This is a genomic window from Comamonas sp. wu1-DMT, from assembly GCF_040187805.1.
GTDB classification, from domain to species: domain Bacteria; phylum Pseudomonadota; class Gammaproteobacteria; order Burkholderiales; family Burkholderiaceae_C; genus Comamonas; species Comamonas thiooxydans.
In genome coordinates this window covers 39,350-64,877 of the sequence record NZ_JBANEM010000004.1, presented here as the reverse complement: position 1 = coordinate 64,877, position 25,528 = coordinate 39,350, and the positions used below count along the sequence as shown (strand labels likewise).

Here is a 25,528-nt window from a genome sequence, read left to right as displayed (position 1 = left end):
GTAGCGGCTTTTACGGAATCACTTCCGATGCGTGTATTACTCGGCTGCAGCAGCAGTCTTGTTAACACGCTGGGGCAGCTTTTCCTTGATACGAGCAGACTTGCCGCTACGCTCACGCAGGTAGTACAGCTTGGCACGGCGCACATCACCGCGACGCTTGACTTCGATCTTGGCGATCAGAGGAGAGTAGGTCTGGAACGTACGTTCCACGCCTTCACCGCTGGAGATCTTGCGCACTGTGAAGCCGCTGTTCAGGCCGCGATTACGCTTGGCAATCACCACGCCTTCGTAAGCCTGCACGCGCTTACGGTTACCTTCCACCACGTTCACGCTCACGATGACGGTGTCACCGGGGGCGAATTCGGGGATGGTCTTGTTCAGGCGAGCGATTTCTTCTTGCTCGAGGGTCTGGATCAGATTCATGATTTAGTCCACCTTGATCTTGTCCGCGCCAGAATTGGCAAGCGCCGGGATTGGTGCTATTGCTGCATTACAAGAACAGCCCGAAAGCTGTCCCGCTATTTCCTTGCAGCGGCCGGATAGAGGATCAAAGAACTTGCAATTATAGCTTGGACGCTGTTTTTGCCAAAAAACCCTCATCTTTGGCATTGAGCAGCCCCTGTTCGCGGGCCTGCTCTATCAACTCGGGCCTGTGCTCGGCCGTGATGCTCAAGCGCTGATCGCGACGCCAGCGCTCGATATTGGAGTGATGGCCGGAGAGCAGCGCGGCTGGCACCTCCTGATCATTCCAGACTTCTGGGCGAGTGTAGTGGGGGCAGTCCAGCAAACCGTCAAGCGCAGGATTGAAGCTGTCCTGCTGAAAGCTGCCTTCATCGTTAAGCACACCGGGCTGCAGACGCGCCAAAGAGTCCAGCAACACCATGGCTGCCAGCTCACCACCCGAAAGTACAAAGTCACCCAGACTCAGTTGATGAGTGACATTTCTATCAATGAAACGCTGGTCAATGCCCTCATAGCGGCCACAGAGCAGCACCGCACCCCGGCTTTCGGCCCAATCGGCCACCACGGCATGCTTGAGGGTCGTACCTATGGGTGAGAACAACACCACAGGAGCAGGCTCTGCCTGTTCCTGTGCATCGACTTCAGCGCGTGCCGAGCGAATCGCTTCGAGGCAGCGCTGCAGCGGCTCGGCCATCATCACCATGCCGGGGCCTCCGCCAAATGGACGATCATCCACACGGCGGTAATTGCCTTCGGCCCAGTCACGCGGATTCCACAGATGCACTGCCACCTGGCCCGAGCTGTAGGCACGGCGCGTCACCCCGCTCTCAAGAAATGGAGCGAACAGCTCAGGAAACAGCGTAATAATGTCGAAGCGCATTGATATAAAAGCGATTTCAGCTACAAACTAAATAGCAAAAAAAAAGCATTCCAGCTCAATAATCGGGCTGCCAGTCGGCCACGATCTTCTTGCCGGCCAGATCCACCGAATCCACATAGGCATCGACAAAGGGTATCAGACGCTCCTGCTCCTTGCCGTCCTGTTCATAGCCCAGCACCAGAACAGTCTGCGGGCCGGTGGCCATCAAGTCCTTGACCACCCCCAGGGTCACACCTTCGCGGTTGACCACGTTCAGCCCCATCAGATCCACCCAGTAGAACTCACCATCCTCGGTCTTGGGGAAATGCTCGCGCGCCACAAAGACGCGGGCACCGCGCAGAGCCTCGGCGGCGTTGCGGTCGGCGACTTCAAGCGAGGTTGCCACGATGGTGTCGGCATGGAAGCGGGCCTGCTTGACGGGCAGCACCACGGTACCCGTGAAATGCTTGGCACCTTTCTCGGCAGGCTGCAAAAACCAGTCCTTGGCGGCAAACAGGGCCTCTGGGGCGCTGCTGAAGGCATGCACCTTGAACCAGCCCTTGATTCCCCAGGCATCGGCAATGCGACCGACTTCAATGGCATCAGCAGGCAAGCTCGTGGCTTGAAGAACAGGCATGTGGCTCATGGGATCAGCAGAAAATGCAGAATTTCAATAAAAAACGGGTCCCGTCAGGCAAGCCAACGGAACCCGCTTTGGTAAAGGTGCCTAGAGAGCGACCGCCTAAATTAGGCAGCAACCTTCTTTGCAGCTTCCTTGATCAGGCGTTCAGCCGTATCGGAAGTTTGAGCACCAACGCTCTTCCAGTAGTTCACGCGGTCCAGAGCCAGACGCAGGCCTTCTTCGGCGCCACGAGCGCTAGGGTTGTAGAAACCCAGACGTTCGATGAAAGCACCGTCGCGACGCACGCGCTTGTCAGCTGCAACGATGTTGTAGAAAGGACGAGCCTTAGAGCCGCCGCGGGAGAGACGAATAACAACCATGATGTTTCCTTCGGGTGGTTACAGCCAGTGCCATCAAAAATTTGACCAGCTGCGCAGGTTTTCTTACAGCGTTTGAGACACGCGACATGACCACCCGGCCAGCGACACGCCGTAAAACCGGAAATTATATCGAGTTCTGCCGAAGCTGCCTATAGCAGCGGCAAATGGGCATAGTTGGCACAGAGGACTTCCTGAAAATGAAGCGCAATTGCCCTGAGCCCCGTAATTGATGCGAAGGGAATAATGGACGGGTTCTTTCGTTTTCTGCCCGCGCACCAGACCATGAACCAACTTGTTCCCGCCTCGACCCCTACCCCTCGCCCCAAAAACAAGACGCTTGCCTCCTGGCTGGCCTTGCTCGGCGGGCCTCTGGGACTGCATCGCTTCTACCTGCACGGCCTTGGGGACTGGCTGGGCTGGCTGCTGCCCATTCCCACTGCACTTGGCATCTACGGCATCGAGCGCGTGCAGCAGTTGGGGCAGGACGACAGGCTGAGCTGGCTGCTGATCCCTTTGCTCGGCTTCACGATAGCAGGCTGCGCCCTGCGCGCCATCCTTTACGGTCTGATGGAGCAAGGAAACTGGAACCGGCTCTTCAACCCATGGATGAATGCCGACGCGCCTGCAGGGCGCACCCAATGGACCACGATTTTTGCCGTAAGCCTGTCCCTGATGCTGGGGGCCACCGTGCTGATGGCCAGCATCGCCTACAGCTTCCAGCACTACTTTGAATATCAGGTCGAAGAGGCACGCAAGATTTCACAGTAGCTGCAGCGCTCTGAACCAGGGGCTCTCACCCACTCCAAAGCGGCTTCGGCTTCGCCGCTTTTGTAAGCAAAAGTCTAATTTTTCACTTACTGGGCGCAAAGCGCCGCCTGCCGATTCCACAGAACTCACAATGCCCAACTGACGAACATCTTGCAAAGACTGCATCCAAGCAGTTTTCGCACTACGACGGCTTTGCTGCACCAGTCCGAAGAGGTCTTATGTCTGCAACCAACGAAAAGTCTGCCAGATCCGAAGTGCACGGGCAAAACGCCTTTCCAGCTGCCACCAGCCTGGTGGGCGTGTACGGAGAACAGCTTTTCCGCATTCTTGAACAAACCAGTAGCGGCTATGTGTTGCTGGATGCTCAGAACCGGGCGCAACGCTGGAATGATGGTTATCTGCAGATATTCCCCTGGCTGGCTTCCGCCCTCAAAGTAGGCATGCCTCTGCAAGCCGCTCTGCAAGCCGCCGCAACAGCAGCCCCGGCCAACGCTGCACCGGCCCTGAACCATATCGCCGAAAGTCATCAAGCCCTGATTGCGCGCCAGCAAGCCAATGCCCAGTTTCAGCTGCCCAATGGACGCAAGCTCAATCTGTCGGCTCACGCCCTATCGGCCAATTACACCGTGCTCGCCTGCAAGGAGCTGCTGCCTCATGGCAACGAGGCAGAAAGCCTTTCCTTCTTTGATGTACTGACCAATCTGCCCAACCGGCGCCTGCTGCTGGACAGGCTGTCCCAGGCCACGATCCAGTCCGAGCGCACGGGCTGGCGCGGCGCCTTGCTGACCATAGACATGGAGCCGGTGGCGGGCCCGACCGCCAGCACGGGAGACAGGCAGTCCTGCCTGGCTCCGCACATCGCACAGCGCCTGCTCGGCTGCGTACGCTCCTGCGATACCGTAGCCAGACTGGATGCCGCGCACTTTGTCATCATGGTCTCGGATCTGTCCCCGGATATCGAAATGACCACGGTGCTGGTGGAACGTCTTGGAGAGCGTCTGCAGGAAAGCCTGAACGGCAGCTACCAGCTCGGCCACAAAAGCGTGATGCTGGAGGCCAATATCGGCGCCACCCTGTTCGGCCCGCACTCCCGCTCCGCCACCGAGTTGCTGCAGCAGGCAGAGGTCGCCATGTACCGTCTGCGCGATGAAGAGGCTCGCGGCCTGCACTTCTTCAGCCCCGAGCAGCAGGTTCCGGCCAACGACCGCAGCCGCCTGGAGCAGGATCTGCGGGAAGCCCTGCGCCTCGGCCAGTTCGAGCTGCATTACCAGGCCCAGTATTCCGCCAGCGGCGAAGTCAACGGCTTGGAGGCCCTGCTGCGCTGGCGTCATCCCAGGCGAGGTCTGGTACCCCCGAGCATCTTCCTGTCCGTGGCAGAGGAGACCGACATCATCGTTGCGCTTGGCCGCTGGAGCATTCAGGCCGCCTGTGAACAATTGGCCAGATGGAAAGCCGAGCTGCAACTGGACAGGCTGCCCATCTGCGTCAACATCAGCGCCAAGCAGCTTCGGCAAGCGGACCTGGCCGAGCAAGTGCAGAGCATTCTCAGCCAGACAGGGGCCGATCCTGCATTGCTGCTGCTGGAGCTTTCCGCGCAGACCCTGAGTCCTCTGGATGCGGATAGCGCGAGCAGCCTCAAGCGCATCGGCGCCATGGGTGTGCGGCTGTCACTCGACGATTTTGGTGGCAGCTCCAATATGCAAGAAGCGCTGCATCAGCTCCCCCTGAACCAGCTCAAGCTCTCGCATTCCCTGGTGCAGCGCCTGGGCCCCAACAATGCCGCCGAGGCCGCCGTACAGGCGGCCATCGCGCTGGCTGCCCGCCATCAGATGACGATCGTCGGCGCAGGGGTGGAAACCCTGGAGCAGCGTGCCCTGCTGGCGCAGCATGGCTGCGAGCATTTCATGGGCTATCTGCTCAGCCCCCCTGCACCGGTCAGCCAACTCAAATCCCTGATGCAGCGGCAGGCAATGCCCGGTCTGCAGGAAACGGCTGCTTGACCTCCATGTTTCAGCCATGAAAAAAGGCTTCGCAACGCGAAGCCTTTTTTCCATTCAGCCCTTGATCGACAAGCAGTTACAGCTATCAATCAAGGAGTTCACAAACTCAATACAGTTGCAGGCTGACCCAGTAGGCAATGGATGCCACAAAGGCGCTGGCCGGAATCGTCAGAATCCATGCCCAGACGATATTGCCTGCCACGCCCCAGCGCACGGCACTCGCGCGCTGCGTAGAACCCACGCCCACGATGGCACCGGTAATGGTGTGTGTGGTCGAGACCGGAACGCCCAGGAAGGTGGCAAAGAACAAAGTCAGAGCACCACCGGATTCGGCGCAGAAGCCACCGACGGGTTTGAGCTTGGTGATCTTCTGGCCCATGGTCTTGACGATGCGCCAGCCGCCAAACATGGTGCCCAGGCCGATGGCCAGGTAGCAGCTGACGATGGTCCACATGGGAGGCTCGGCATCACCGGCATTGGCATAGCCCGTGGCAATCAGCAGCAACCAGATGATACCGATGGTCTTTTGCGCATCGTTGCCGCCGTGACCCAGGCTGTAGGCACCGGCAGAAACCAATTGCAGACGGCGGAACCACTTGTCCACGCGATTGGGGCTGGCACGGCGGAAAATCCAGGCCACCAGAACCATCATCAGCGAGCCCAGCAGAAAGCCCAGCACGGGAGAGACGAAGATGAAGGCCACAGTCTTCCAGATGCCGCTGGCGATCAGCGCACCTGCACCGGCCTTGGCAATCACCGCACCCACGATACCGCCAATCAGGGCATGCGAGGAGCTGCTGGGAATGCCGTAGATCCAGGTGATGACGTTCCAGGTGATGGCACCCACCAGAGCGCCGAACACGACATGGGTGTCAACAATGCCCGGCTGAACAATACCCTTGCCCACGGTTGCCGCCACACTGAGGTGGAAGACGAAAACCGCGACAACGTTGAAGAACGCGGCAAATGCCACGGCCTGAGTAGGCTTGAGAACCCCCGTGGAAACCACGGTGGCAATCGAATTGGCAGCGTCGTGAAAGCCGTTCATGAAATCGAACAGCAAGGCGAGCACCACCAGCAAAATCACAACCCAGAGGGCTGCCTGTACCGGCTCCATGATCGGGCTCCAGCGAGAATCAGGAATTCTCGAGGACGATGCCCTCGATCAGGTTCGCCACGTCTTCGCAGCGGTCCGTGATGGTTTCCAGCAGCTCATAGATGGCCTTGAGCTTGATCACCTCACGCACATCGGGCTCTTCACGGAACAGCTTGCTCATGGCCGCGCGCATCACGCGGTCGGCATCGCCTTCCAGGCGGTCGATCTCGTCGCAGGTCTTGCTCGCGGCGTCCACAATCGTGGGATCCGAGAGACGATCCAGCAGCTTGACAGCATCACGCAGACGCTCGCAGCAACGCACGCACAGATCGGTCAGACGTGTGATTTCGTCTGTCATGTGACGCACGTCATACAGGGCCATGGTCTCGGCCGAGTCCTGAATCAGGTCGGCCACGTCGTCCATGGTGTTGATCAGCGAGTGGATATGCTCGCGATCCAGGGGCGTGATGAAGGTCTTGTGCAGCAGCTTGGTGACATCATGGGTCACACGGTCGGCTGCGCGCTCGGCGTTGTCCACATCAGCGTTGTATTTTTCGCGCAGATGGGGATCGTTGTAATTTGCAACGAGTTGCGAGAAAGCATGAGCTGCTTCAACGATGCGGTCCGCATGTTGATTGAACATCTCGAAAAAATTGCCTTCGCGCGGCAATAGCTTGCCAAACAGCATGAATGCTCCTTACCGGGGAAAAGAAACCAGGCGACTCACTGCAAAAAAAAGTGCATGGTTCCCGGCTTAAACGGGGCGGAGTTTACTCTTGAGTCATTGTGCGTTTCAGCGCGTCTTCAAGACACCCCTTCGGGCACCACGAAAAATAAAATACAAGCTCTTCGCCATGCTAGGCGCTGTCATAAAGCCTGTGATTCCTCCAGACAACACCGGAGAGCAGCAATCCGCCCACCCAACGCGCCGACTCCTTGAGCATTTCACTAAGCCACGCGAAAACGTTCCAAATACTTCTTTTTGTAATAAGCAAATTCTATTCAATGACAAAAAAGAATTAAAAGGAACTAAAAAGAAATGAATAAAACAATCAAAGAACCATGAAAAACGTCATTTTTTTGTCATTTTCTTGAATTTAAGGGGAATTAGGGTTCACCCTTGGCTGCAGCAGAGCATCACGGCGAGATAGCGCACTGCGATCGAAAGCGCCAGCAGTCTCGTCGAGGCTTACTCTCCCAGGTAAGCCGCACGCACGCGCGGATCGCTCAGCAAGGTCTGGCCCGGCCCCGTCATGGTGATGATGCCGGACTCCATGACATAGCCTCGATCGGCCAGCGCCAGCGCGCGACTGGCGTTCTGCTCCACCAGCACCATGGTCACGCCCAGCGCATAGACATCGCTGACCACCTCGAAGATCTTGTCCACCATGATGGGCGACAAACCCATGGAGGGCTCGTCCAGCAGCAGCACCTTGGGCTGACTCATGAGTGCGCGGGCCATGGCCAGCATCTGCTGCTCGCCCCCGGACATGGTGCCTGCCAGCTGATCCTTGCGCTCCTTCAGGCGCGGAAAGATGCCGAACATGCGCTCGATATCCGCCTGTATGCCAGCCTTGTCCTTGCGCGTGTAGGCCCCCATGAGCAGGTTTTCGGTAATCGTCATGCGTGCGAACACGCCGCGCCCCTCGGGCACCATGACCAGGCCTTCGGCCACCAGATCCCAGGCACCCTTGCCCTTGATGCTTTGGCCCAGATAGAGAATTTCGCCATCGGCAATCGGCAGACCCCGCGTGACAGCCTTCATGGTCGTGGTTTTGCCTGCACCGTTGGAGCCGATCAGCGACACCAGTTCACCCTGATGCACCTGAAAGTCCACGCCCTTGACAGCCTGAATACCGCCATAGCCCACCTTCAGGCCCTTCACCTGCAGCAATACCGGGGCCGTGGATTTGGAGGCCTGCGCCTGTTCCAGCACTTGATCCTGCATCTTCAATGGCCTCCCGTGCCCAGATAGGCTTCAATCACTTTTTCATTCTTCTGCACTTCGGCAGGCGTGCCTTCGGCAATCGGCTTGCCATAGTCCAGCACCGTCACGCGATCGCACAGGCCCATGACCAGCTTCACATCATGCTCGATGAGCAGGATGGTGCGGTGGTCGTTGCGAATGCGGTCGATCAACTCACGCAACTGCAGCTTCTCAGTCGCGTTCATGCCGGCGGCCGGCTCATCCAGCGCAATCAGCTGCGGGTCCGTCGCCAGTGCACGGGCAATCTCCAGCCGGCGCTGGTCGCCATAGGACAAGGTGCGCGCCTTGAAGTCCGCATATTTGCCGATGCCGACATAGTCGAGCAGCTCGCGCGAGCGGGCGCGAATCGCGGCCTCCTCGGCCTTGAAGCCCTTGGTGCGAAACACCGCCCCGAGCAGACCGGAATGCGTGCGCACATGGCGCCCGACCATGACGTTCTCCAGTGCCGTCATCTCGGCAAACAGCCGGATGTTCTGGAAGGTCCGTGCAATGCCGGCCCTGGCCACCTTATGCACCGCCGTCGGCTCATAGGGCTTTCCGGCCAGCTCGAATTTGCCGGTGTCGGGCGTATAGAGGCCGGTGATCACGTTGAAAAACGTGGTCTTGCCTGCGCCATTGGGGCCGATCAGGCCATAGACCTGGCCTCTATCAATCTTCATGCTCACACCGGACAGTGCCTGCAAACCGCCAAAGCGCTTGGAGATGTCCGAGACATGAAGGACCGCTGAAGTCGTGCTCTCTGCCATATCAGTTCACATTCCTTGTCTGTGCAGTCATCAGGACTGACGGTCCAGGCTTTTGGCATGCTCGGGCGTGGGCCAGAGGCCGCGCGGACGCATCAGCATGATGACGATCATGGCCAGGGCAATCAGCAACTGGCGCAGGATGGACGCGTCGAGGCGTCCATCGGTCATCTGCTGCAGCGGCCCGGCCACATAGCGCAGCACCTCGGGCAGGGCCGAGAGCAGCACGGCCCCCAGAATCACGCCGGGAATATGGCCCAGGCCGCCGAGCACGACCATGGCCACAATCATCACGGACTCCATGAGGCTGAAGGACTCGGGCGATACAAAGCCCTGGAAAGCACCGAACATGGAACCTGCCACACCGCCGAACGAAGCGCCCATGCCGAAGGCCAGCAGCTTCATATTGCGCACATTGATGCCCATGGCCTTGGCGGCGATTTCATCCTCGCGAATCGCCATCCAGGCGCGGCCTATGCGCGAATCCTGCAAGCGGTAGCAGATCACGATGGTGGCCAGCACCAGCACCAGAAACAGGTAGTAGTACAGCGTGACGGAAGCGATGTCGTAGCCGAAGATCTCATGACGCTTGGCCAGGTCGAAGCCGAAGATCTTGACCGAGTCGATCTGGCCAATGCCCTTGGGGCCGTTGGTGATGTTGACGGGCTGGTCCAGGTTGTTCAGGAAGATGCGGATGATCTCGCCGAAGCCCAGTGTCACGATGGCCAGGTAATCACCGCGCAGCCGCAGCACCGGCAGGCCCAGCAGCACACCCGTACAGGCGGCCAGCAGCATTCCAAGCGGAATCACCAACCAGATCGAGGTGTGCAGCCCGTTGGGAAACATGGCGACAAAGCCTTCGAAGGTCTCGGCCAGATGCGGCGATGCCATGAGCGCAAACATATAGGCGCCCACGGCATAGAAGGCCACGTAGCCCAGATCCAGCAGGCCTGCGTAGCCGACCACGATATTCAGGCCCAGCGCCAGCATCACGTAGAGCAGAGCCAGATCGGCGATGCGCACCCAGGCGTTGCCGAAATACTGCAGGATCAGCGGCAGCACCAGCAGGCCTATGCCGCCCAGAATCCAGTGGAGTGTCTTGTTGTTCTTCATGGGCACTCCTCAGGCACGGTCCGCCACACGCTCACCGAGCAGGCCCGAAGGGCGCAGCGTCAGGATGATGATGAGCACGATGAAGGCAAAGATGTCGGTGTACTGGCTGCCCAGCACGCCCCCCCGTCAGGTCACCGATATAGCCGGACCCGATGGACTCGATCAGCCCCAGCAACAGGCCTCCCACCACGGCGCCAGCCAGATTGCCGATGCCGCCGAAAACGGCGGCCGTGAAGGCCTTGAGACCCGGCAGAAAGCCCATGGTGTGATGGGCCGTGCCATAGTTGGAGGCGTACATGATGCCGGCAATCGCCGCCAGCACGGCACCGATGATGAAGGTGGCGGAAATCACCATGTCGGGCTTGACGCCCATCAGCGCCGCCACACGCGGATTCTCTGCCGTGGCCCGCATGGCGCGCCCCAGCCTGGTGTAGTTGACCAGATACATCAGCGTGGCAAGTGCAATCGCCGTGACCACCAGCACCAGAATCTGCGTGGGCGTGATCACCGCCGTGCCGATTTCATAGGGGGTGGACGACAGCAGCGTGGGATAAGCCTTGTAATTGGGCTTCCAGATGATCATGGCCAGGGTCTGCAGCAGGATGGAGACACCGATGGCCGTGATCAGCGGCGCCAGACGCGGACTGTTGCGCAGCGGCCGGTAGGCCACCTTCTCGATCACGAAGTTCAGCGATGCAGCCACCACGCAGGCGATGATGGCGGCTATCAAAAGCATGAGCCAGCCCGGCAGATAGGGCATGGCCTCCTGCATCAGGCCGATGCAGCTCCAACTGGTCAAAGCCCCCACCATCAGCACCTCGCCATGCGCGAAGTTGATCAGCTGAATGATGCCGTACACCATGGTGTAGCCCAGGGCTATCAAGGCGTACATGCTGCCTAACACCAGACCATTGATGATCTGCTGCAGCAAGATATCCATAAGCGCGCTCCCCTTCCCTCGATCCAAGACGGAGACACTGCGAGCCTCTCATCCCGAACGACGGAGCCAGCGATGCCATGGTTCCCCTTCTGCAGTCCGCCGCTTTGTGGGCCGCTTGTCGCAAAAGAGTGAATCGATTCTAGGGAGCTGTTTTCAGGACTCAGGGCCGGGGTTTCCCGTGCGCAACCCCAAAATGCTGCATCGCAACAATTTCATCGGCAATGCAAGTCCAATAAATACAGGCACTTAGTCATGTGCTGCTACTCAATCTAGCGAAAAACCCTGAAAACACCGCAAAAAATGCAGCATTCAACTAGTGCCAGTCTTGCAACACCTGGGCAACTCGCTCTTTACAAGCCTGCCGGCTCGTCATCTGCCGCACGAGCGGCGTTGTTGAGCGCCTTGAGCTCCGCCAGCTTCTGGCCGATCTTGATTTCCAGCCCCCGCGCCACGGGCTGGTAGAAGCCGGGGTCTTCCATTCCTTCAGGCAGATAGCGCTCGCCCGCCGCAAAGCCGCCCTCCTCGCTGTGGGCATAGCGGTAATCCCGGCCGTAGTCCAGCTGCTTCATCAGCTTGGTGGGGGCATTGCGCAGATGCAGCGGCACAGGCCTGGTGGTGTCGCCCTTCACAAAGGCCTTGGCCTTGTTGTAGGCCATGTAGCCGGCATTGCTCTTGGGCGCGACGGCCAGGTAGATCACGGCCTGGGCCAGGGCCAGTTCGCCCTCGGGGCTACCCAGGCGTTCATAGGTCGCAGCGGCATCGTTGCACATCTGCATGGCACGCGGGTCGGCAAGTCCTATGTCTTCCCATGCCATGCGCACGATGCGGCGCGCCAGATAGCGCGGGTCGGCACCGCCATCCAGCATGCGGCAAAACCAGTAAAGCGCCGCATCGGGGTCCGAGCCGCGCACGGATTTGTGCAGGGCGCTGATGGTGTCGTAGAACTGCTCGCCGCCCTTGTCATAGCGGCGCATGCGCTCGCCCAGCACCTTGAGCAGCCAGGCATCGGTGATGCTCTGCACCCCGGCCTGCTCGGCCGTGATGGACAAGGTCTCCAGCGTGTTCAGCAAGCGCCGTGCATCGCCGTCGGCATAGGCAATCAGGCGCTCCAGCGCTTCGTCCTCGATCGCCGGAATCGCCTGGATGGCCTGGGCCTTGGTCACAATCTGCTTCAAGTCGTCCGGAGTCAGGCTTTGCAGCACATAGACCGCCGCCCGCGAAAGCAGGGCCGAGTTAACCTCGAACGAGGGGTTTTCCGTGGTCGCTCCGATGAAGGTGAACAGCCCGCTTTCCACATGGGGCAAGAAAGCGTCCTGCTGGCTTTTGTTGAAGCGGTGCACCTCATCCACAAACACGATGGTGCGCTGCTGCAGCAGTCCGCTCTGGGCGGCCTGCGCCTGCTCCACGGCCTCGCGGATGTCCTTGACGCCGCCCAGCACGGCGCTGATGGAGATGAACTGCGCATCAAAGGCATCGGCCATCAGGCGCGCAATCGTGGTCTTGCCCACCCCCGGCGGGCCCCAGAGTATGCAGCTGTGCGGGCGACCCGACTCGAAGGCCAGGCGCAACGGCATGCCCTCTCCCAACACATGTTGCTGGCCGATGACTTCGGCCAGAGTGTGCGGCCGCAGGCGCTCGGCCAGGGGCTGATGAGGAATGGCTGAAGATGAGGAGTTGTTGTGCGTAACCATGACCCCTCAAGTATCCGACTCTCCGGCCAGTTGTGCATCCAAATGGGTTGGGGCTGCTTGCACACCGAAGGCAGTCAATGCTTATCCACCTTAACCCCTGCATCCTTATCAGAATTTTTCATAAGAGAAAATAGCGTTTCAACGGATTCAATCTCTCCATTAACGAGGCCACCCCTCGCCCCATGGAGGCACTGCCCCCATCCGGCCTGCCAAAAATCAGGCCAGCCAGGCCTGGCAGCGCGCTTAGATTCATTGCGGGCCGCCTCATCTGCGCCGCGCAATGCCTGTGCCTGATAGGGCTACCGCCATCAGCCAGAAATCAATCGAAAGCATCCGCAACTTTCCTTGGCTCCACACTGCTACAGGGCGTGCCAGCGCTGCACGTCTGAGTCTACGCGTATGAAAAAACTCAAGACCTGGGACATTTTTGCCCTCGGTTTCATGACCTTTGCCCTGTTCCTCGGGGCCGGCAACATCATCTTTCCACCCATGGTGGGCCTGGCAGCCGGTGAAAACCTGCTCGGCGCCTCGACAGGCTTTCTGCTGACGGGTGTCGGTCTGCCCCTTCTCGGCGTAGTCGCTCTCGCACGTGTGGGTGGCGGCCTGGACACCTTGACCAGCCCCATAGGCCGCATTGCCGGCCTGGTGCTGGCCGTGGCCATCTATCTGACCATCGGCCCTCTGTTTGCGACGCCGCGCACGGCCACCGTATCCTTCGAGATGGGTCTGGCTCCCTTTGTCGGCAACACACCCGCCATGCTGCTGGCCTTCACCATCGCTTACTTTGTGGCGGTGGCGCTGCTGTCGCTGTTCCCCGGCAAGCTCATGGACAACGTGGGCAAGATCATCACCCCCGTGCTGATTCTGGCGCTGACCGTTCTCGGCGGCTCCGCCGTGCTGGCCCCTGTGGATGGCTACAGTCTCAGCACCGAGGCCTATGCCACGCAGGCAGCCGCCTTTTCCGAAGGTTTTCTGCAGGGCTATCAGACCATGGACGCCCTGGCCTCGCTGATCTTCGGCATCGTCATCGTCAACGCGATCAAGGCTGCCGGCGTGAGCGACAGCAAGCTGCACACGCGCTACTGCATCTACGCCGGCATCATTGCCGCGACCTGCCTGGGCCTGGTCTATGTCTCGCTGATGTATCTGGGCGCCACCAACAGCCAACTGGCCGCCAACGCCACCACCGGTGTGCAGATTCTCACAGCCTTTGTACAGCAGACCTTCGGCCCCGCAGGCCTGTGGCTGCTCGCCATCGTCATCATGCTGGCCTGCCTGACCACCGGCGTGGGCCTGATCACGGCCTGCAGCAGCTTCTTCAGTGAGCTGACCGGCATCTCCTACCGCACCATGGTCATCGGCCTATCGGTGTTCAGTGCAGCCGTAGCCAACCAGGGCCTGGCCCAGCTGATCGCCGTGGCCGTGCCCGTGCTTGTGGGGCTGTATCCCGTGGCCATCGCCCTGATCGCCCTGAGCCTGCTGCATCGCTGGAATCAGCCACCGCGCGTCTACATCCCCGTGATGGGCACCGCCCTGGTCTTCGGCCTGTTTGACGCCGCCAAGGCTGCCAATCTTGATGCACTGGTGCCCGCCTGGCTGGACAAGCTGCCCGGCGCCGCCCTGGGCATGGGCTGGGTCGCCCCTGTGCTAGGTGTGCTGGTGATTGCAGGCCTACTGGACTTCGCCATCGGCAACAAGCAAAGTGCCGCAAACGCCACGCGCGCCTGATCACAACAGCCCCCACCAAAGCGTAGCTGGCTGCGTTCCACTCACAAGGGCTCAAACCCGATTCCTGCATATAAAAGGCCTGCGGACACAATCCGCAGGCCTTTTTGCTGATGCGCGCCGCGATCTTTACTGCTTGAGCACATCGGCCCCCTTGGGCACCGTGAAGTGGAAGGTCGATGCCGGCAGCGAAGCCTGGGTTTGCAGGCCCTTGAACTGCATCAGCGAGCGCTGGCCAAAGCTGTCCTCGATATCCAGCGCAGCCAGCTTGCCTTCGGGTGTGAAGCCTATGCGCACGCTCTTGAGCTGACCGCCTTTCTGCCTGGGGCTGGCCAGCACCCATTCCAGGCCATCGGCGTCAGGCTGGTTGCCCAGCTCGAAATCGGCCTTCAAGGCCTTGAGGTCGGTGGCCGATGTCAGGATGGCCGCTGGCGTGCTGCCCAGCACCTGGGCCTGGGCACGCTCCGTCACCTGATTCAGGTCGGCGTCGTACAGCCACAGCGTCTTGCCGTCGGCTACTATGAGCTGCTCAAAAGGCTTGGTGTAGTTGAAACGGAACTTGCCGGGGCGCTGGAATTCGAAGCTGCCGCTGGACACCTTGGTACGCGCCTCCTGCCCGGACTTGGGTGGCGAGGTCACGGACTGGGTGAAGTCGGCCTTGCCCGCCTGGGCATTCTTCATGAAGGACTCAAGGCTTTTCAGACCATCAGCCATTGCTGCACTTGCACTGCCAGCTATCAAAATTGCAGTCAAAAGACGTTTCATGACTCTCTCTCTTGTGCGTGGCTCACTCGCTGCGGGCCGGAACTAGAACATCGCGCTGCCCACTGGATGTGAGCGAGCTGACCAGGCCGGCCTTTTCCATCTGCTCGAGCAGATTGGCCGATCGGTTGTAGCCGATACGCAGTTTGCGCTGAACGTAGGAAATGCTGGCCTTGCGGTCTTTCAGCACGATTTCTACTGCCTGATCGTAGAGCTCGTCCTTTTCGCCGCCGCCTTCGCCATCGTCATCACCCCCCTCACCATCGACAGAGCCACCTTCCAGAATGCCTTCGATGTAGTCGGGTTCGCCCTGCTCCTTGAGATAGCTGACCACGCGGTGCACCTCGTCGTCGGAGACAAAAGCGCCATGTACGCGAATAGGCAGACCTGTACCGCTGGCCATGTACAGCATGTCGCCCATGCCCAGCAGGGTCTCGGCCCCCATCTGATCCAGCACGGTGCGGCTGTCGATCTTGCTGGAGACCTGGAAGGCAATACGCGTCGGAATATTGGCCTTGATCAGGCCGGTGATCACGTCCACGCTGGGGCGCTGGGTCGCGAGGATCAGATGAATGCCGGCCGCACGCGCCTTTTGCGCAAGGCGGGCGATGAGCTCTTCGATCTTCTTGCCCACCACCATCATCAGATCGGCCAGCTCGTCGATCACGATGACGATGTGCGGCAGGCGCTGCAGCGGCTCGGGTTCCTCGGGCGTCAGGCTGAAGGGGTTGGGAATCGACTCCTCGCGCGCCTTGGCCTCGTCGATCTTGCTGTTGTAGCCGGCCAGATTGCGCACACCGAGCTTGCTCATGAGCTTGTAGCGGCGCTCCATCTCGGCCACGCACCAGTTCAGTCCGTTGGCCGCCTGCTTCATGTCGGTGACCACGGGGCACAGCAGATGGGGAATGCCTTCATAGACCGACATTTCCAGCATCTTGGGATCGATCATGAGCAGACGCACATCGCGCGCCTCTGCCTTGTAGAGCAGAGACAGAATCATGGCGTTGATACCCACGGACTTGCCCGAGCCGGTCGTGCCGGCCACCAGCACGTGGGGCATCTTGGCCAGGTCGGCGACCACGGGGTTGCCCACGATGTCCTTGCCCAGACCCATGGTCAGCAGGCTCTTGGCGTCGTGGTAGACCTGCGAGCCCAGCACTTCGGACAAACGGATCGACTGGCGCTTGGCATTGGGCAGCTCCAGCGCCATATAGTTCTTGCCGGGAATGGTCTCGATCACGCGAATCGACACCAGGGACAGCGAACGCGCCAGATCCTTGGCCAGATTGACGATCTGCGAGCCCTTGACGCCCGTGGCAGGCTCGATCTCGTAGCGTGTGATCACAGGGCCGGGCATGGCCGCAACCACGCGCACTTCCACGCCAAAGTCCTTGAGGCGCTTTTCAATCAGCCGGCTGGTCATCTCCAGCGTCTCGGCAGACACCAGCTCCTGGCGCTGCTGGGCCTGGTCGAGAAGGTCCACCTGAGGCAGCTTGCTGTCCGGATGATCGGTGAACAGCGGCTTCTGGCGCTCCTTCACCACCCGGGCGCTGGGCTGACTGGTCTCCTGCAGCACGGGCTCGATGATCTGCACAGGCTGATGCACCGGTGCAGCGATCGCACCTTCGCTGCGGTCAAACACCACTTCCTCGCGTTCGCGGGCCGCTCTCTTGCCGACAGAGACATCCTTGGCAATTTCGCGACGCTCGCGGCCAAACTGCACCATGCCGTCCAGGCGCGCGCCCAGGCCTTCGGCCAGCTTGCCCCAGGAAAAGCCGAACACCATGGCAGCGCCCAGCACGAACAGGCAGATGCCGATCAGGCCCGAACCCGCAAAACCCAGCCATTTGAGGGCATTGAAGCCCATCATGTAGCCAAACACGCCACCGGCAGGGCCGGGCAGCAAGTTTTCGAAACGGTACAGACGCGTCCATTCCAGCGCGCAGCTGGCAATCATCAGAATGGCCAGACCGCCCCAGAACAGAAAGCGACGGCGCCACAGCGGCATCAGCGCCAGAGGGCTGCCGTCCTTGTTCACCCCGCCACGCATCCAGCGCACCAGCGATGTCACCCAGGTCTGCACGGCGGCCAGTACCAGCCACCAGATGGACATGCCGAAGCCGAAGTAGCAGGCATCGGCCAGCCAGGCGCCCACACGGCCCATCCAGTTGTGCACAAACGGCTTTTGCCCGGCGCCCGAAGTGGACCAGGCTGCGTCTTGCGGCGAGTAGGTGAACATGGCCATGAGCCAGAACACCAGCGCCAGCAGGCCGATCAACAGCAAAACCTCCTGGCTGAAGCGAATCACTCCATAGCGCGGAGTCGCAGCGCGGGATTTTGATTTGCTGGAAGAAGACGCGTTCGAAGCGTTCAATGTATATGTCATACGCAGGCGCAAGCTTACCTTAGGCCCTTATCCAAGCGGTGCATTCGGCCAAGACGATCGCTCAGCGTAATGCAAGCACATGCAACAAAACTGCCATACGGTAGCCGGATTCGCTTCGTCACTATCATTTTTAACAATTCCGGTGATTAAAAACAGCTGCACGCGCAGACCTTGATCCGGAGCGATACTCCCACATCTTCCCAATGTTTTCATGACCGCGCGCCGGCTGTCGGCCTGCTTTTTTCAGAGTTCCGCTCCATGTCCTCTACCAAACACGCACAAGTTCTCATCCTCGGCTCCGGCCCTGCCGGCTATACCGCTGCCGTATACGCGGCCCGTGCCAACCTCAAGCCACTGCTGATTACCGGCATGGCCCAGGGTGGCCAGTTGATGACCACCACCGAAGTGGACAACTGGCCGGCCGACGTCATGGGCGTGCAGGGCCCCGAGCTGATGCAGCGTTTTCAGGAACATGCCGAGCGCTTCAAGACCGAAATCGTTTTCGACCACATCAACCAGGTTGACCTCTCCAAGCGCCCCTTCACCCTGACCGGCGACAGCGGCGTCTATACCTGCGACTCGCTGATCATCGCCACCGGCGCATCGGCCAAGTACCTGGGCCTGCCCTCCGAGGAAGCCTTCATGGGTCGCGGCGTGTCCGCTTGCGCCACCTGCGACGGCTTTTTCTATCGCGAGCAGCCCGTTTGCGTGATCGGCGGCGGCAACACGGCCGTAGAAGAAGCCCTCTACCTTTCCAACATCGCCAGCAAGGTCACCCTCGTGCACCGCCGCGACAAGTTCAAGGCCGAGCCCATCCTCGTGGACAAGCTGATGGAAAAGGTCGAGGAAGGCAAGATCGAGCTCAAGACCCATTTCACACTGGATGAAGTGCTGGGTGACCAGAGTGGCGTGACCGGCATCCGCATCAAGAGCACGCAGGACGGCCACACCGAAGAGGTCAAGCTGCAAGGCGCTTTCATCGCCATCGGCCACCACCCCAACACCGACATCTTCCAGGGTCAGCTGGAGCTGGAAAACGGCTACATCATCACCCAGGGAGGTCTCAAGGGCTTTGCCACCCAGACCAGCGTACCCGGCGTATTCGCCGCCGGCGACTGCCAGGATCATGTCTACCGCCAGGCCATCACCAGCGCCGGCACCGGCTGCATGGCGGCCCTGGACGCCCAGCGCTTCCTGGAACAGGAATCCTGATGACGCCAAGGCGCTTCGGCGTTTGAGCGGTTGTTAGCGCATATTCGGCGCAAAAGCCCTTGGGTTTGGCCAGTTTTGGCCGGCACCAGGGGCTTTTTTGCGAAAACGCTATAATCGCAGACTTTGCTGAATTCCAGGTTCGCGCTTTACCGTGTTTCGGGACTTCCGCAATCGGGCTACCGCCACCCATTACAAACTGGCGAGGTGAGGTTGTCGGCACCTCCTGCTCCTGCAGGATTCCAGAGCCGGCGGCCGATTCAACTATCGGAGTGTCCCAATGGCACGCGTATGTGAAGTTACGGGCAAGAAGCCCATGGTGGGCAACAATGTTTCCCACGCCAACAACAAGACCAAGCGTCGTTTCCTCCCCAACCTGCAATACCGCCGCTTCTGGGTGGAGAGCGAAAACCGTTGGGTGCGCCTGCGCGTTTCCAGCGCTGCTCTGCGCCTGATCGACAAGAACGGTATCGACTCCGTGCTCGCAGACATGCGCGCTCGTGGCCAAGCTTAATTTCCTGAAGGAGAAACACCATGGCTGCTAAAGGCGGACGCGAAAAGATCAAGCTGGCTTCCACTGCTGGTACCGGTCACTTCTACACAACGACCAAGAACAAGAAGACGATGCCTGAAAAGATGTCGATCATCAAGTTCGACCCCAAGGCTCGCAAGCACGTCGAGTACAAGGAAACCAAGCTGAAGTAATTCGGCCTGTTTCTTGAAAAACCGCCTCACGCAAGTGCAGGCGGTTTTTTCATGCCTTCGCGACGCGACAGCTGACGCAGCGACCTTCCCTATACTTGGCACTTTGCAACGAACAGGGATGGATTGCATGAATCACCGGACGCTGAGCACATTGCTTTTTTCGCTTGCCGTGTCGCCAGCCGTCTTCGGCCAGACCTTCATCTGCCCCACGGGACCCGGCCCCGGCCAGCGCCAGGTCGGCATGACAGGCGGCTCACCGGGTCTGGCCTCGGTGCCCGTCTGCGAGCAGTTCAGCTCCGCGCCAGCCGCCGCCCAGCGCCCCGAACCGTCGCCTGCCGATGCCCTGGGCGGTCTGGCGCGCAGCCAGCTGGAGCTGCTGCGCGAGGGGCAGGAGCTGATCAAGGAAGGACAGAGAATTGCACAAGACCCGCAGTATCAGAAGCTGCGCAAGGGCTACTGGATGTTTTCGCATGACGAGAAAAACCCGCGCTCCGGTCGTGAATGTGCGGCGATCTTTGGCAGCATGTCCGGTGCCGTTCAGCTTTCCGGCCCCACGGCCAAGCACAACGGTGCCCTGCTGACCTTTCTGGGCATGGACATTCCCCAGCCCGCCAGTCCGCGCAAGATCAGAACCACTCTGACCCAGAACCAGGACCGGCCCCAGGAGGTCGGCGCCATCAACTACACCATGTCCAATGGCAAATGGGGAGCCATCGTCTACGCGCTGGGCGGCCCCGAAGCACTGGTCAAGGAGCTTGGGGAAGAGGAAGAAGCCCGCTTCAAGGTCTCTGTGGAAGGCAAGGAGGTCATCAGCACCTTCTACAAGGAAGGCGGCAAGGCCCGTGAATTCCTGAGCAAGTGCATGGCCGGTCAGCCGACGAAGTAAAGGACCCCGGCCAGCGCTAGCTGCGCGGACTCTGCCCCAGTTGCCGGCAGGCCATCGCGCCCAGATCCTGCATCGCCCTCTCCATGAGTTCGTCGACCGGATGGGTACAGGCCAGGCGCATGCAGTACTCATACCTGCCGGAGTTGGAAAACATGCTGCCCGGCGCAATACGTATGCCGCGCGCCAGGGCTGCCGTGAACAGGTCCGAGGTTGACATCTGCGCGGGGAACTCCAGCCACAGGCACAGGCCACCGCCTGGCAGGCTCATGCGCGTGCCCAGCGGGAAATGACGTGCCACCAGTCTGGCCATGGCCTCGCGCTGCCGCTTGAGCTGCTGCCTGAGCTTTTCCAGGCTGCGCTGATGGGTGGGTGAGCCCAGCACCTCGGCCACGACCAGCTGCCCCAGCGTCTGGGTATTGCGGCTTTGCGCAAATTTCAGCATCTGGATGCGGCCATGCCATTGGCCGCCATTCATCCAGCCCTGGCGCAGGCCCGGCGCCAGACTTTTGTTGAAGGCCTGGCAATAGATCACATGCCCGGAGACACTGTCCCAGGCCTTGAGCGGCTTCACCGCCAGCCCTTCGACAAACAGACCGTAGGAGTCGTCCTCGATCAGCGCCGCCCCATGGGCTGCGCACAGGGCCACGAGTCTGGCCTTATTCTCATCCGGCATGCGCGCGCCCAGCGGCATCTGCAGATCCGGCACCACCACCACGGCCTTCAGGCGCGGCTGGGTCTGAAAGGCCAGCTCCAGCGCCTCGATGGACATGCCGGTGCGCGGGCTGCAGGGAATCTCCAGCGTTTTCAGCTGCAAGGACTCCACCACCTGCAGCAGGCCGTAATAGGTTGGCGATTCGACGGCCACCATGTCCCCGGGTGATGCCACGGCAGCCAGCGCCAGACTCACCGCTTCGGAATTGCCGGTGGTTGCCAGCACATCGGCAGGCGCCACACGGATACCGGAGGCCAGCGCCCGTCTGGCCATGGCCTGCTGAAACAGCGGATGATTGCCCTGATTGGCCAGCAGAGAGCGCCCCTGCGAGAGCAGGGTCGGATGCTCGCGCAGCAGCCGGGTGACGGTCTTGTTCAGATAGTGATGATCGAACAAGGAGGCAGGCGGCGTGCAGCCACCGATGTCCATATAGACCTCGGCCTGACGGCCGCGCTCGAGCAGCAGAGAAATATGCTCGTTGATGCCCACGAAATGCGCATGCGCGCCGGGAGACAGCGGCTGGCTCAGGTCCGGTTCGCTGGTCAGAGGAATATCGCCCGTCCTCGTCGCGCACACAAAGTAGCCCACGCGGGGCCTGGCCTCCAGACAGCCCTGCGCTTCCAGAAAACGCAGCACCTGCAAGGCCGTCGAGAGGCTGATGTCATGCCGCGCCATCAACTCGCGCACCGACGGCATGCGCTCCCCGGGTTTCAGGCTCCCCAACTCTATGGCTGCACTGTAGTGCGCGGCCAGCCGTTGATACAGCGGCAGCAGCACATCGCTTGCCGCATGATCGACAGGCTGTGATTCGGAGAGGGAGGAAGTCAGCATGATGACAAAACGCAGGACCGGGCAGGCATCATGCCAGCAAGCCCTGTTCTGCAACAGATACAGATTGTCAGCAAACATACCGGAACAGATGCACAGCAATCCACGCTGCTACGCCTGCACGGAACGCTTGCTGTGCCTGTTCTGCCAAGCCGTGCTTCCTTACGCTTGAGGCCTGAATCACAGACCCCTAGCCACCATGTCACAGCCGGACCCCACCCCGAAAACACATAGTCTCAACAACGGCCAAGCCGCGTCGCTGCTGTTTGAACCAGGCAGCGAACTGTTCTGCCAGCAAGGGCCGCTGCGTCTGGCCATTGGGCCGCTGAGCTTTACCGACAATCACTTCGGTCAGGTCATGGTGCTGCAAACCGGGCAAAGCTGGCGTTGCCCCAGTCGCACCTGGGTGCAACTGAGCACGCCGGCAGGTGCGGCCTGGATTCAATATCCGGCGGCTCAGATACAGCAAAGCCGCCCCCACCCGAACAGGGCAGCGCAGCGGCTTGAAGAGGGAAAAGGCCTGAGCTTCGCGCTTGCCAGAATCTGGCTGCAGCTTGGCAAGCTCGGCCTCAGACGTGGGCAGCGCGCAGCTTGACGGAGAAATCCTTGAGTGCCGCGATGCCGCTGGCTTCGGCACGCTGGCACCAGGCCTGCAGCTGGCTTGTCAGCTGCTCGCGGCTCAGGCTGGTGTTGAGCCACAGCTGACGCAGCTCTTCACGCATGACCAGCATCTGGTCAATCACCGGGTGCGCAGCGCGCGCCTGCGCCAGCTGGCCCTGGGCACGCTCGGGCACCTTGTCGGCATCGCGGTGCAGCCAGCGTTGCACGCCCTTGAGCAGGGAAACATCCGACTTCTGCGCCTGCTTCTGCTTGAGCAGATCCAGCTCGTGCTGAACTGCCGTGCGCACGCCGCGCGCATAACGGGCCATGACCTCGTAGCGATTGGCAATGATGGCCTCCAGCGTCAGCTCGTCAGCCACGGGCTTGACGGCGCCCATGCGCAGGCGCGGCGGGGTCTTCTTGACCTTGGCCCAGCCCAGCTTCTGCATAAGGCTGATATAGACCCAGCCGATATCGAACTCGTAGGGCTTGACGGAGAACTTGGCCGAAGTGGGAAAGGTATGGTGGTTGTTGTGCAGCTCTTCGCCGCCGATGATGAGGCCCCAGGGCACCAGATTGGTGGAGGCATCCGTCGCCTCGTAGTTGCGATAGCCCCAGAAATGCCCCACGCCGTTGACCACGCCCGCAGCCCAGAATGGAATCCAGACCATCTGCACGGCCCAGATCGACAGGCCGATCACGCCGAACAGCGCCACATTCAGGATGAGCATCAGCGAGGGGCCCATCACCGAATGGCGGTAGATGTTGCGCTCCATCCAGTCGTCGGGCGTGCCGTGACCGTATTTCCTGAGCGTTTCCTCGTTCTTGGCCTCGGCGCGGTACAGCTCGGCACCTTCGCGCATCACCTTGCCCAGGCCGCGCGTCTGCGGGCTGTGCGGGTCATCCGCAGTCTCGCATTTGGCATGGTGCTTGCGGTGGATGGCCACCCATTCCTTGGTCACCATGCCCGTGCCCAGCCAGAGCCAGAAGCGGAAGAAATGCGAGGGAATAGGCCCCAGATCCAGCGCCCTATGCGCCTGGCTGCGGTGCAGATAGATGGTGACACCCGCAATCGTGAAGTGGGTGGTGATCAGGGTGTAGAGCAGCAACTGCCACCACGACAGATCCCACAGGCCATTGGCCATCCAATCCACGACGGCATTCCAGATCGAGGCTATATCCAGCGACATAAATAACAAAGCCTTTGGCAAAAAACCGCGCTCACCCGATAAGCACGGTCGTGCCATTTTAGGTGAGCCGCCGACCGGACTGCTGCCGATTCCCCGACAGCAGATACCAGATTTGCACCGAAGTTACGCCTTTTTCACCCAAACAGCGGCGAAAAACCCGTCTGTCTCGTGCTGATGCGGCCACAGACGCAAATAACGTCGACCCTCGTCACCGCCGCTGCAAAGCTTGTCGCCGTCGGCAATCTTGAGCTGCTCGAGCACCTCGCCCGCGTCCAGCGGAACGAACTCGGGGTGAGCGACGCTGAAGGCTTCGGCGATGGCCTCGTTTTCCTCTGGCAGGATGGAGCAGGTGGCATAGATCAGACGGCCACCGGCCTTGACCAGGCGCGCGCTGCTTTCCAGGATGGCAGCCTGTTTCTGCGTCAGCTCCTGCACGGCCTTGACGCTCTGGCGCCACTTGAGGTCGGGATTGCGGCGCAGCGTACCCAGGCCCGAGCAGGGAGCATCGACCAGCACGCGGTCGATCTTGCCGGCCAGGCGCTTGACGCGCTCGTCGCGCTCGTGGGCAATTGCGGCAGGGTGGACATTGGAAAGACCCGAACGCGCCAGACGAGGCTTGAGCGCATCGAGGCGATGACCCGAGACGTCGAAGGCATACAGGCGGCCGGTGTTGCGCATGGCCGCGCCAATGGCCAGGGTCTTGCCGCCGGCGCCAGCGCAAAAGTCCACCACCATTTCGCCACGCTTGGCATCCAGCATCAGTGCCAGCAGCTGCGAGCCTTCGTCCTGCACTTCGATGGCGCCGCGGTTGAAGGCATCGACCTTGGCCAGCGCGGGTTTGCCGTCCACACGCAGACCGATGGGCGAAAATGGTGTGGGCTCGGCCTTGATGCCGGCTTTTTCCAGTTCCTTGCGCAGATCGGAGCGCTTGTCGTTGAGCGTGTTGACACGCAGATCCAGCGGAGCGGCCTGCTCCATGCTGGCGGCCAGTGCCCAGAATCCATCGCCCAGCTGGGCCTTGAGCGGCTCGACCAGCCATTCGGGCAGATTGTGGCGGTGCGCCTCCATCAGCTCTTCGGGCTTGACGCCGTCGCAGGCAGCCAGCCACTTGAGTTCCTGGGGCGTCAGCGCGGCCTTGATAAAGGTCTCGCTATCCTGGCCGTCCTTGTTCTTGACCTTGCCTTCCTTCTTGGCCTGCTCGCGCAGCACGGCGGCAAAGCCCAGGATGGTCAGCCGGCGCTCGCGTGCGCCGCTGCCCGAATGCGCCAGCGCTTCGAACAGCAGCTTCTTGCGCAGCACGGTGTAGACGGTTTCGGCCAGGGTGGCGCGCTCGCGCGGGCCCAGATAGCGGTTTTCGCGGAAAAAGCGGGACACCACGGCATCGGCCGGGTGTTCAAATGTCAGGGCGCGCTTGACGAGTTCAGAGCAAGCGTCGAGAAGGGCTTTGGGATGCATGGGCGCAATTGTCCCACTCTCGCCCTGGCCCTGGCTGGCACCAGAAATCTATGACGCCGGCCTGCTCCAAACGATTCGTAGTAAAAACAGGCTTCAGCCCTTTTCCTTCAAGCGTTGACAGCTCATCTTTTTAAAGCATCATGTCCGACCACGATCTGCCTGCACTCATCACCACCGAGCCCGGTCTCTACGAACACTACAAAGGCATGCGCTATGAAGTCATAGGCACGGTGCGCCACAGCGAAACCCTGGAACCCATGACGCTTTACCGCGCGCTCTATGGCGAGCATGGCCTGTGGGTGCGCCCGGCTGCCATGTTCAACGAGACGGTGGTAATCGACGGCGTGGAACGGCCACGCTTTCGCCGCCTGCCCGCAAAGGAGCAGAAATCAGCATAAAGATAGGCTCT

24 protein-coding genes and 1 pseudogene are annotated in these 25,528 nt (G+C 60.6%); 9 read left to right on the top strand and 16 right to left on the bottom strand.

All coding sequences use genetic code 11. From position 1 onward, the window contains the following. Positions 1-36 precede the first annotated feature (36 nt). From rplS to rpsP, 4 genes are all read right to left on the bottom strand, one after another. The gene (rplS, locus tag V8Z78_RS08050) at positions 37-423 is read right to left on the bottom strand and encodes a 50S ribosomal protein L19 (protein WP_003067838.1); all 387 of its coding nucleotides are present in this window, start codon (positions 421-423) and stop codon (positions 37-39) included. Between the two features lie 139 nt (positions 424-562). Beyond that, positions 563-1,342, bottom strand: a complete 780-nt coding sequence (gene trmD / locus V8Z78_RS08045; protein ID WP_012837206.1) for a tRNA (guanosine(37)-N1)-methyltransferase TrmD — start codon at positions 1,340-1,342, stop codon at positions 563-565. A gap of 55 nt (positions 1,343-1,397) precedes the next feature. Further along, positions 1,398-1,967 (bottom strand): ribosome maturation factor RimM, encoded by a 570-nt coding sequence (gene rimM, locus V8Z78_RS08040; protein WP_003067842.1) that lies wholly within the window; start codon positions 1,965-1,967, stop codon positions 1,398-1,400. Between the two features lie 101 nt (positions 1,968-2,068). Beyond that, entirely contained in the window at positions 2,069-2,323 is a 255-nt protein-coding gene (gene rpsP, locus V8Z78_RS08035; protein WP_003058210.1) for a 30S ribosomal protein S16, read from the bottom strand. Between the two features lie 282 nt (positions 2,324-2,605). On the opposite strand from rpsP, the gene V8Z78_RS08030 reads away from it, so the two are divergent. Both V8Z78_RS08030 and V8Z78_RS08025 read left to right on the top strand, forming a co-directional pair. Beyond that, positions 2,606-3,091, top strand: a complete 486-nt coding sequence (locus tag V8Z78_RS08030) for an NINE protein (protein ID WP_279088833.1) — start codon at positions 2,606-2,608, stop codon at positions 3,089-3,091. Positions 3,092-3,309: 218 nt separating this feature from the next. Further along, positions 3,310-5,091 carry a putative bifunctional diguanylate cyclase/phosphodiesterase gene (locus V8Z78_RS08025; protein WP_349731217.1) on the top strand — a complete coding sequence of 594 codons (1,782 nt, stop codon included), beginning with the start codon at positions 3,310-3,312 and terminating at the stop codon, positions 5,089-5,091. A 106-nt stretch (positions 5,092-5,197) separates the two neighbouring features. Here the strand turns inward: V8Z78_RS08025 and V8Z78_RS08020 are convergent, their stop codons facing one another. From V8Z78_RS08020 to V8Z78_RS07990, 7 genes and pseudogenes are all read right to left on the bottom strand, one after another. Continuing rightward, entirely contained in the window at positions 5,198-6,208 is a 1,011-nt protein-coding gene (locus tag V8Z78_RS08020; RefSeq protein WP_003067849.1) for an inorganic phosphate transporter, read from the bottom strand. A 19-nt stretch (positions 6,209-6,227) separates the two neighbouring features. Then, positions 6,228-6,875, bottom strand: a complete 648-nt coding sequence (locus tag V8Z78_RS08015; RefSeq protein ID WP_003067851.1) for a DUF47 domain-containing protein — start codon at positions 6,873-6,875, stop codon at positions 6,228-6,230. Between the two features lie 501 nt (positions 6,876-7,376). Further along, complete coding sequence (locus V8Z78_RS08010; RefSeq protein WP_034362735.1) at positions 7,377-8,135, bottom strand: ABC transporter ATP-binding protein; 759 nt, start codon at positions 8,133-8,135, stop codon at positions 7,377-7,379. Between the two features lie 2 nt (positions 8,136-8,137). After that, positions 8,138-8,920, bottom strand: coding sequence for an ABC transporter ATP-binding protein (locus tag V8Z78_RS08005; RefSeq protein ID WP_003067855.1), 783 nt, complete (start codon positions 8,918-8,920; stop codon positions 8,138-8,140). Positions 8,921-8,950: 30 nt separating this feature from the next. Further along, positions 8,951-10,030 (bottom strand): ABC transporter permease subunit, encoded by a 1,080-nt coding sequence (locus V8Z78_RS08000; RefSeq protein ID WP_003067856.1) that lies wholly within the window; start codon positions 10,028-10,030, stop codon positions 8,951-8,953. A gap of 9 nt (positions 10,031-10,039) precedes the next feature. Continuing rightward, positions 10,040-10,970, bottom strand: a pseudogene (locus tag V8Z78_RS07995) (branched-chain amino acid ABC transporter permease). A 350-nt stretch (positions 10,971-11,320) separates the two neighbouring features. Continuing rightward, positions 11,321-12,661 (bottom strand): replication-associated recombination protein A, encoded by a 1,341-nt coding sequence (locus tag V8Z78_RS07990; protein ID WP_349731216.1) that lies wholly within the window; start codon positions 12,659-12,661, stop codon positions 11,321-11,323. Between the two features lie 399 nt (positions 12,662-13,060). Here V8Z78_RS07990 and brnQ point away from each other — a divergent pair, with 399 nt between their 5' ends. After that, the gene (gene brnQ, locus V8Z78_RS07985; protein ID WP_046460308.1) at positions 13,061-14,389 is read left to right on the top strand and encodes a branched-chain amino acid transport system II carrier protein; all 1,329 of its coding nucleotides are present in this window, start codon (positions 13,061-13,063) and stop codon (positions 14,387-14,389) included. Positions 14,390-14,515: 126 nt separating this feature from the next. On the opposite strand, the gene lolA is transcribed toward brnQ, so the two are convergent. Together lolA and V8Z78_RS07975 are read right to left on the bottom strand one after the other, a co-directional pair. After that, complete coding sequence (gene lolA, locus V8Z78_RS07980) at positions 14,516-15,151, bottom strand: outer membrane lipoprotein periplasmic chaperone LolA (protein WP_012837199.1); 636 nt, start codon at positions 15,149-15,151, stop codon at positions 14,516-14,518. Positions 15,152-15,173: 22 nt separating this feature from the next. Beyond that, the gene (locus V8Z78_RS07975; RefSeq protein WP_349731215.1) at positions 15,174-17,534 is read right to left on the bottom strand and encodes a DNA translocase FtsK; all 2,361 of its coding nucleotides are present in this window, start codon (positions 17,532-17,534) and stop codon (positions 15,174-15,176) included. Positions 17,535-17,792: 258 nt separating this feature from the next. Here V8Z78_RS07975 and trxB point away from each other — a divergent pair, with 258 nt between their 5' ends. The 4 genes from trxB to V8Z78_RS07955 all read left to right on the top strand — a co-directional run bounded on the left by trxB (position 17,793) and on the right by V8Z78_RS07955 (position 20,334). After that, entirely contained in the window at positions 17,793-18,746 is a 954-nt protein-coding gene (gene trxB, locus V8Z78_RS07970) for a thioredoxin-disulfide reductase (protein ID WP_003067867.1), read from the top strand. Positions 18,747-19,023: 277 nt separating this feature from the next. Next, positions 19,024-19,257 (top strand): 50S ribosomal protein L28, encoded by a 234-nt coding sequence (rpmB, locus tag V8Z78_RS07965; RefSeq protein WP_003058229.1) that lies wholly within the window; start codon positions 19,024-19,026, stop codon positions 19,255-19,257. 20 nt (positions 19,258-19,277) lie between these two features. Then, complete coding sequence (rpmG, locus tag V8Z78_RS07960) at positions 19,278-19,448, top strand: 50S ribosomal protein L33 (protein ID WP_003058233.1); 171 nt, start codon at positions 19,278-19,280, stop codon at positions 19,446-19,448. 127 nt (positions 19,449-19,575) lie between these two features. Then, positions 19,576-20,334, top strand: a complete 759-nt coding sequence (locus V8Z78_RS07955; RefSeq protein WP_349731214.1) for a hypothetical protein — start codon at positions 19,576-19,578, stop codon at positions 20,332-20,334. A gap of 16 nt (positions 20,335-20,350) precedes the next feature. Here V8Z78_RS07955 and V8Z78_RS07950 read toward each other — a convergent pair whose 3' ends face one another. After that, entirely contained in the window at positions 20,351-21,955 is a 1,605-nt protein-coding gene (locus V8Z78_RS07950) for an aminotransferase-like domain-containing protein (protein ID WP_349731213.1), read from the bottom strand. A 118-nt stretch (positions 21,956-22,073) separates the two neighbouring features. Between V8Z78_RS07950 and V8Z78_RS07945 the strand changes: the two genes are divergently transcribed. After that, positions 22,074-22,469, top strand: coding sequence for a hypothetical protein (locus V8Z78_RS07945; RefSeq protein ID WP_349731212.1), 396 nt, complete (start codon positions 22,074-22,076; stop codon positions 22,467-22,469). On the opposite strand, the gene V8Z78_RS07940 is transcribed toward V8Z78_RS07945, so the two are convergent. After that, positions 22,444-23,664: a DesA family fatty acid desaturase gene (locus V8Z78_RS07940; RefSeq protein ID WP_349731211.1), complete on the bottom strand. Its 1,221-nt coding sequence runs from the start codon at positions 23,662-23,664 to the stop codon at positions 22,444-22,446. The two genes, V8Z78_RS07945 and V8Z78_RS07940, sit on opposite strands and share 26 nt — an antisense overlap. 123 nt (positions 23,665-23,787) lie before the next feature. Beyond that, the gene (locus V8Z78_RS07935; protein ID WP_349731210.1) at positions 23,788-25,119 is read right to left on the bottom strand and encodes an RsmB/NOP family class I SAM-dependent RNA methyltransferase; all 1,332 of its coding nucleotides are present in this window, start codon (positions 25,117-25,119) and stop codon (positions 23,788-23,790) included. A 140-nt stretch (positions 25,120-25,259) separates the two neighbouring features. Between V8Z78_RS07935 and V8Z78_RS07930 the strand changes: the two genes are divergently transcribed. Next, entirely contained in the window at positions 25,260-25,517 is a 258-nt protein-coding gene (locus V8Z78_RS07930) for a DUF1653 domain-containing protein (RefSeq protein ID WP_280030975.1), read from the top strand. Positions 25,518-25,528: the final 11 nt, after the last annotated feature.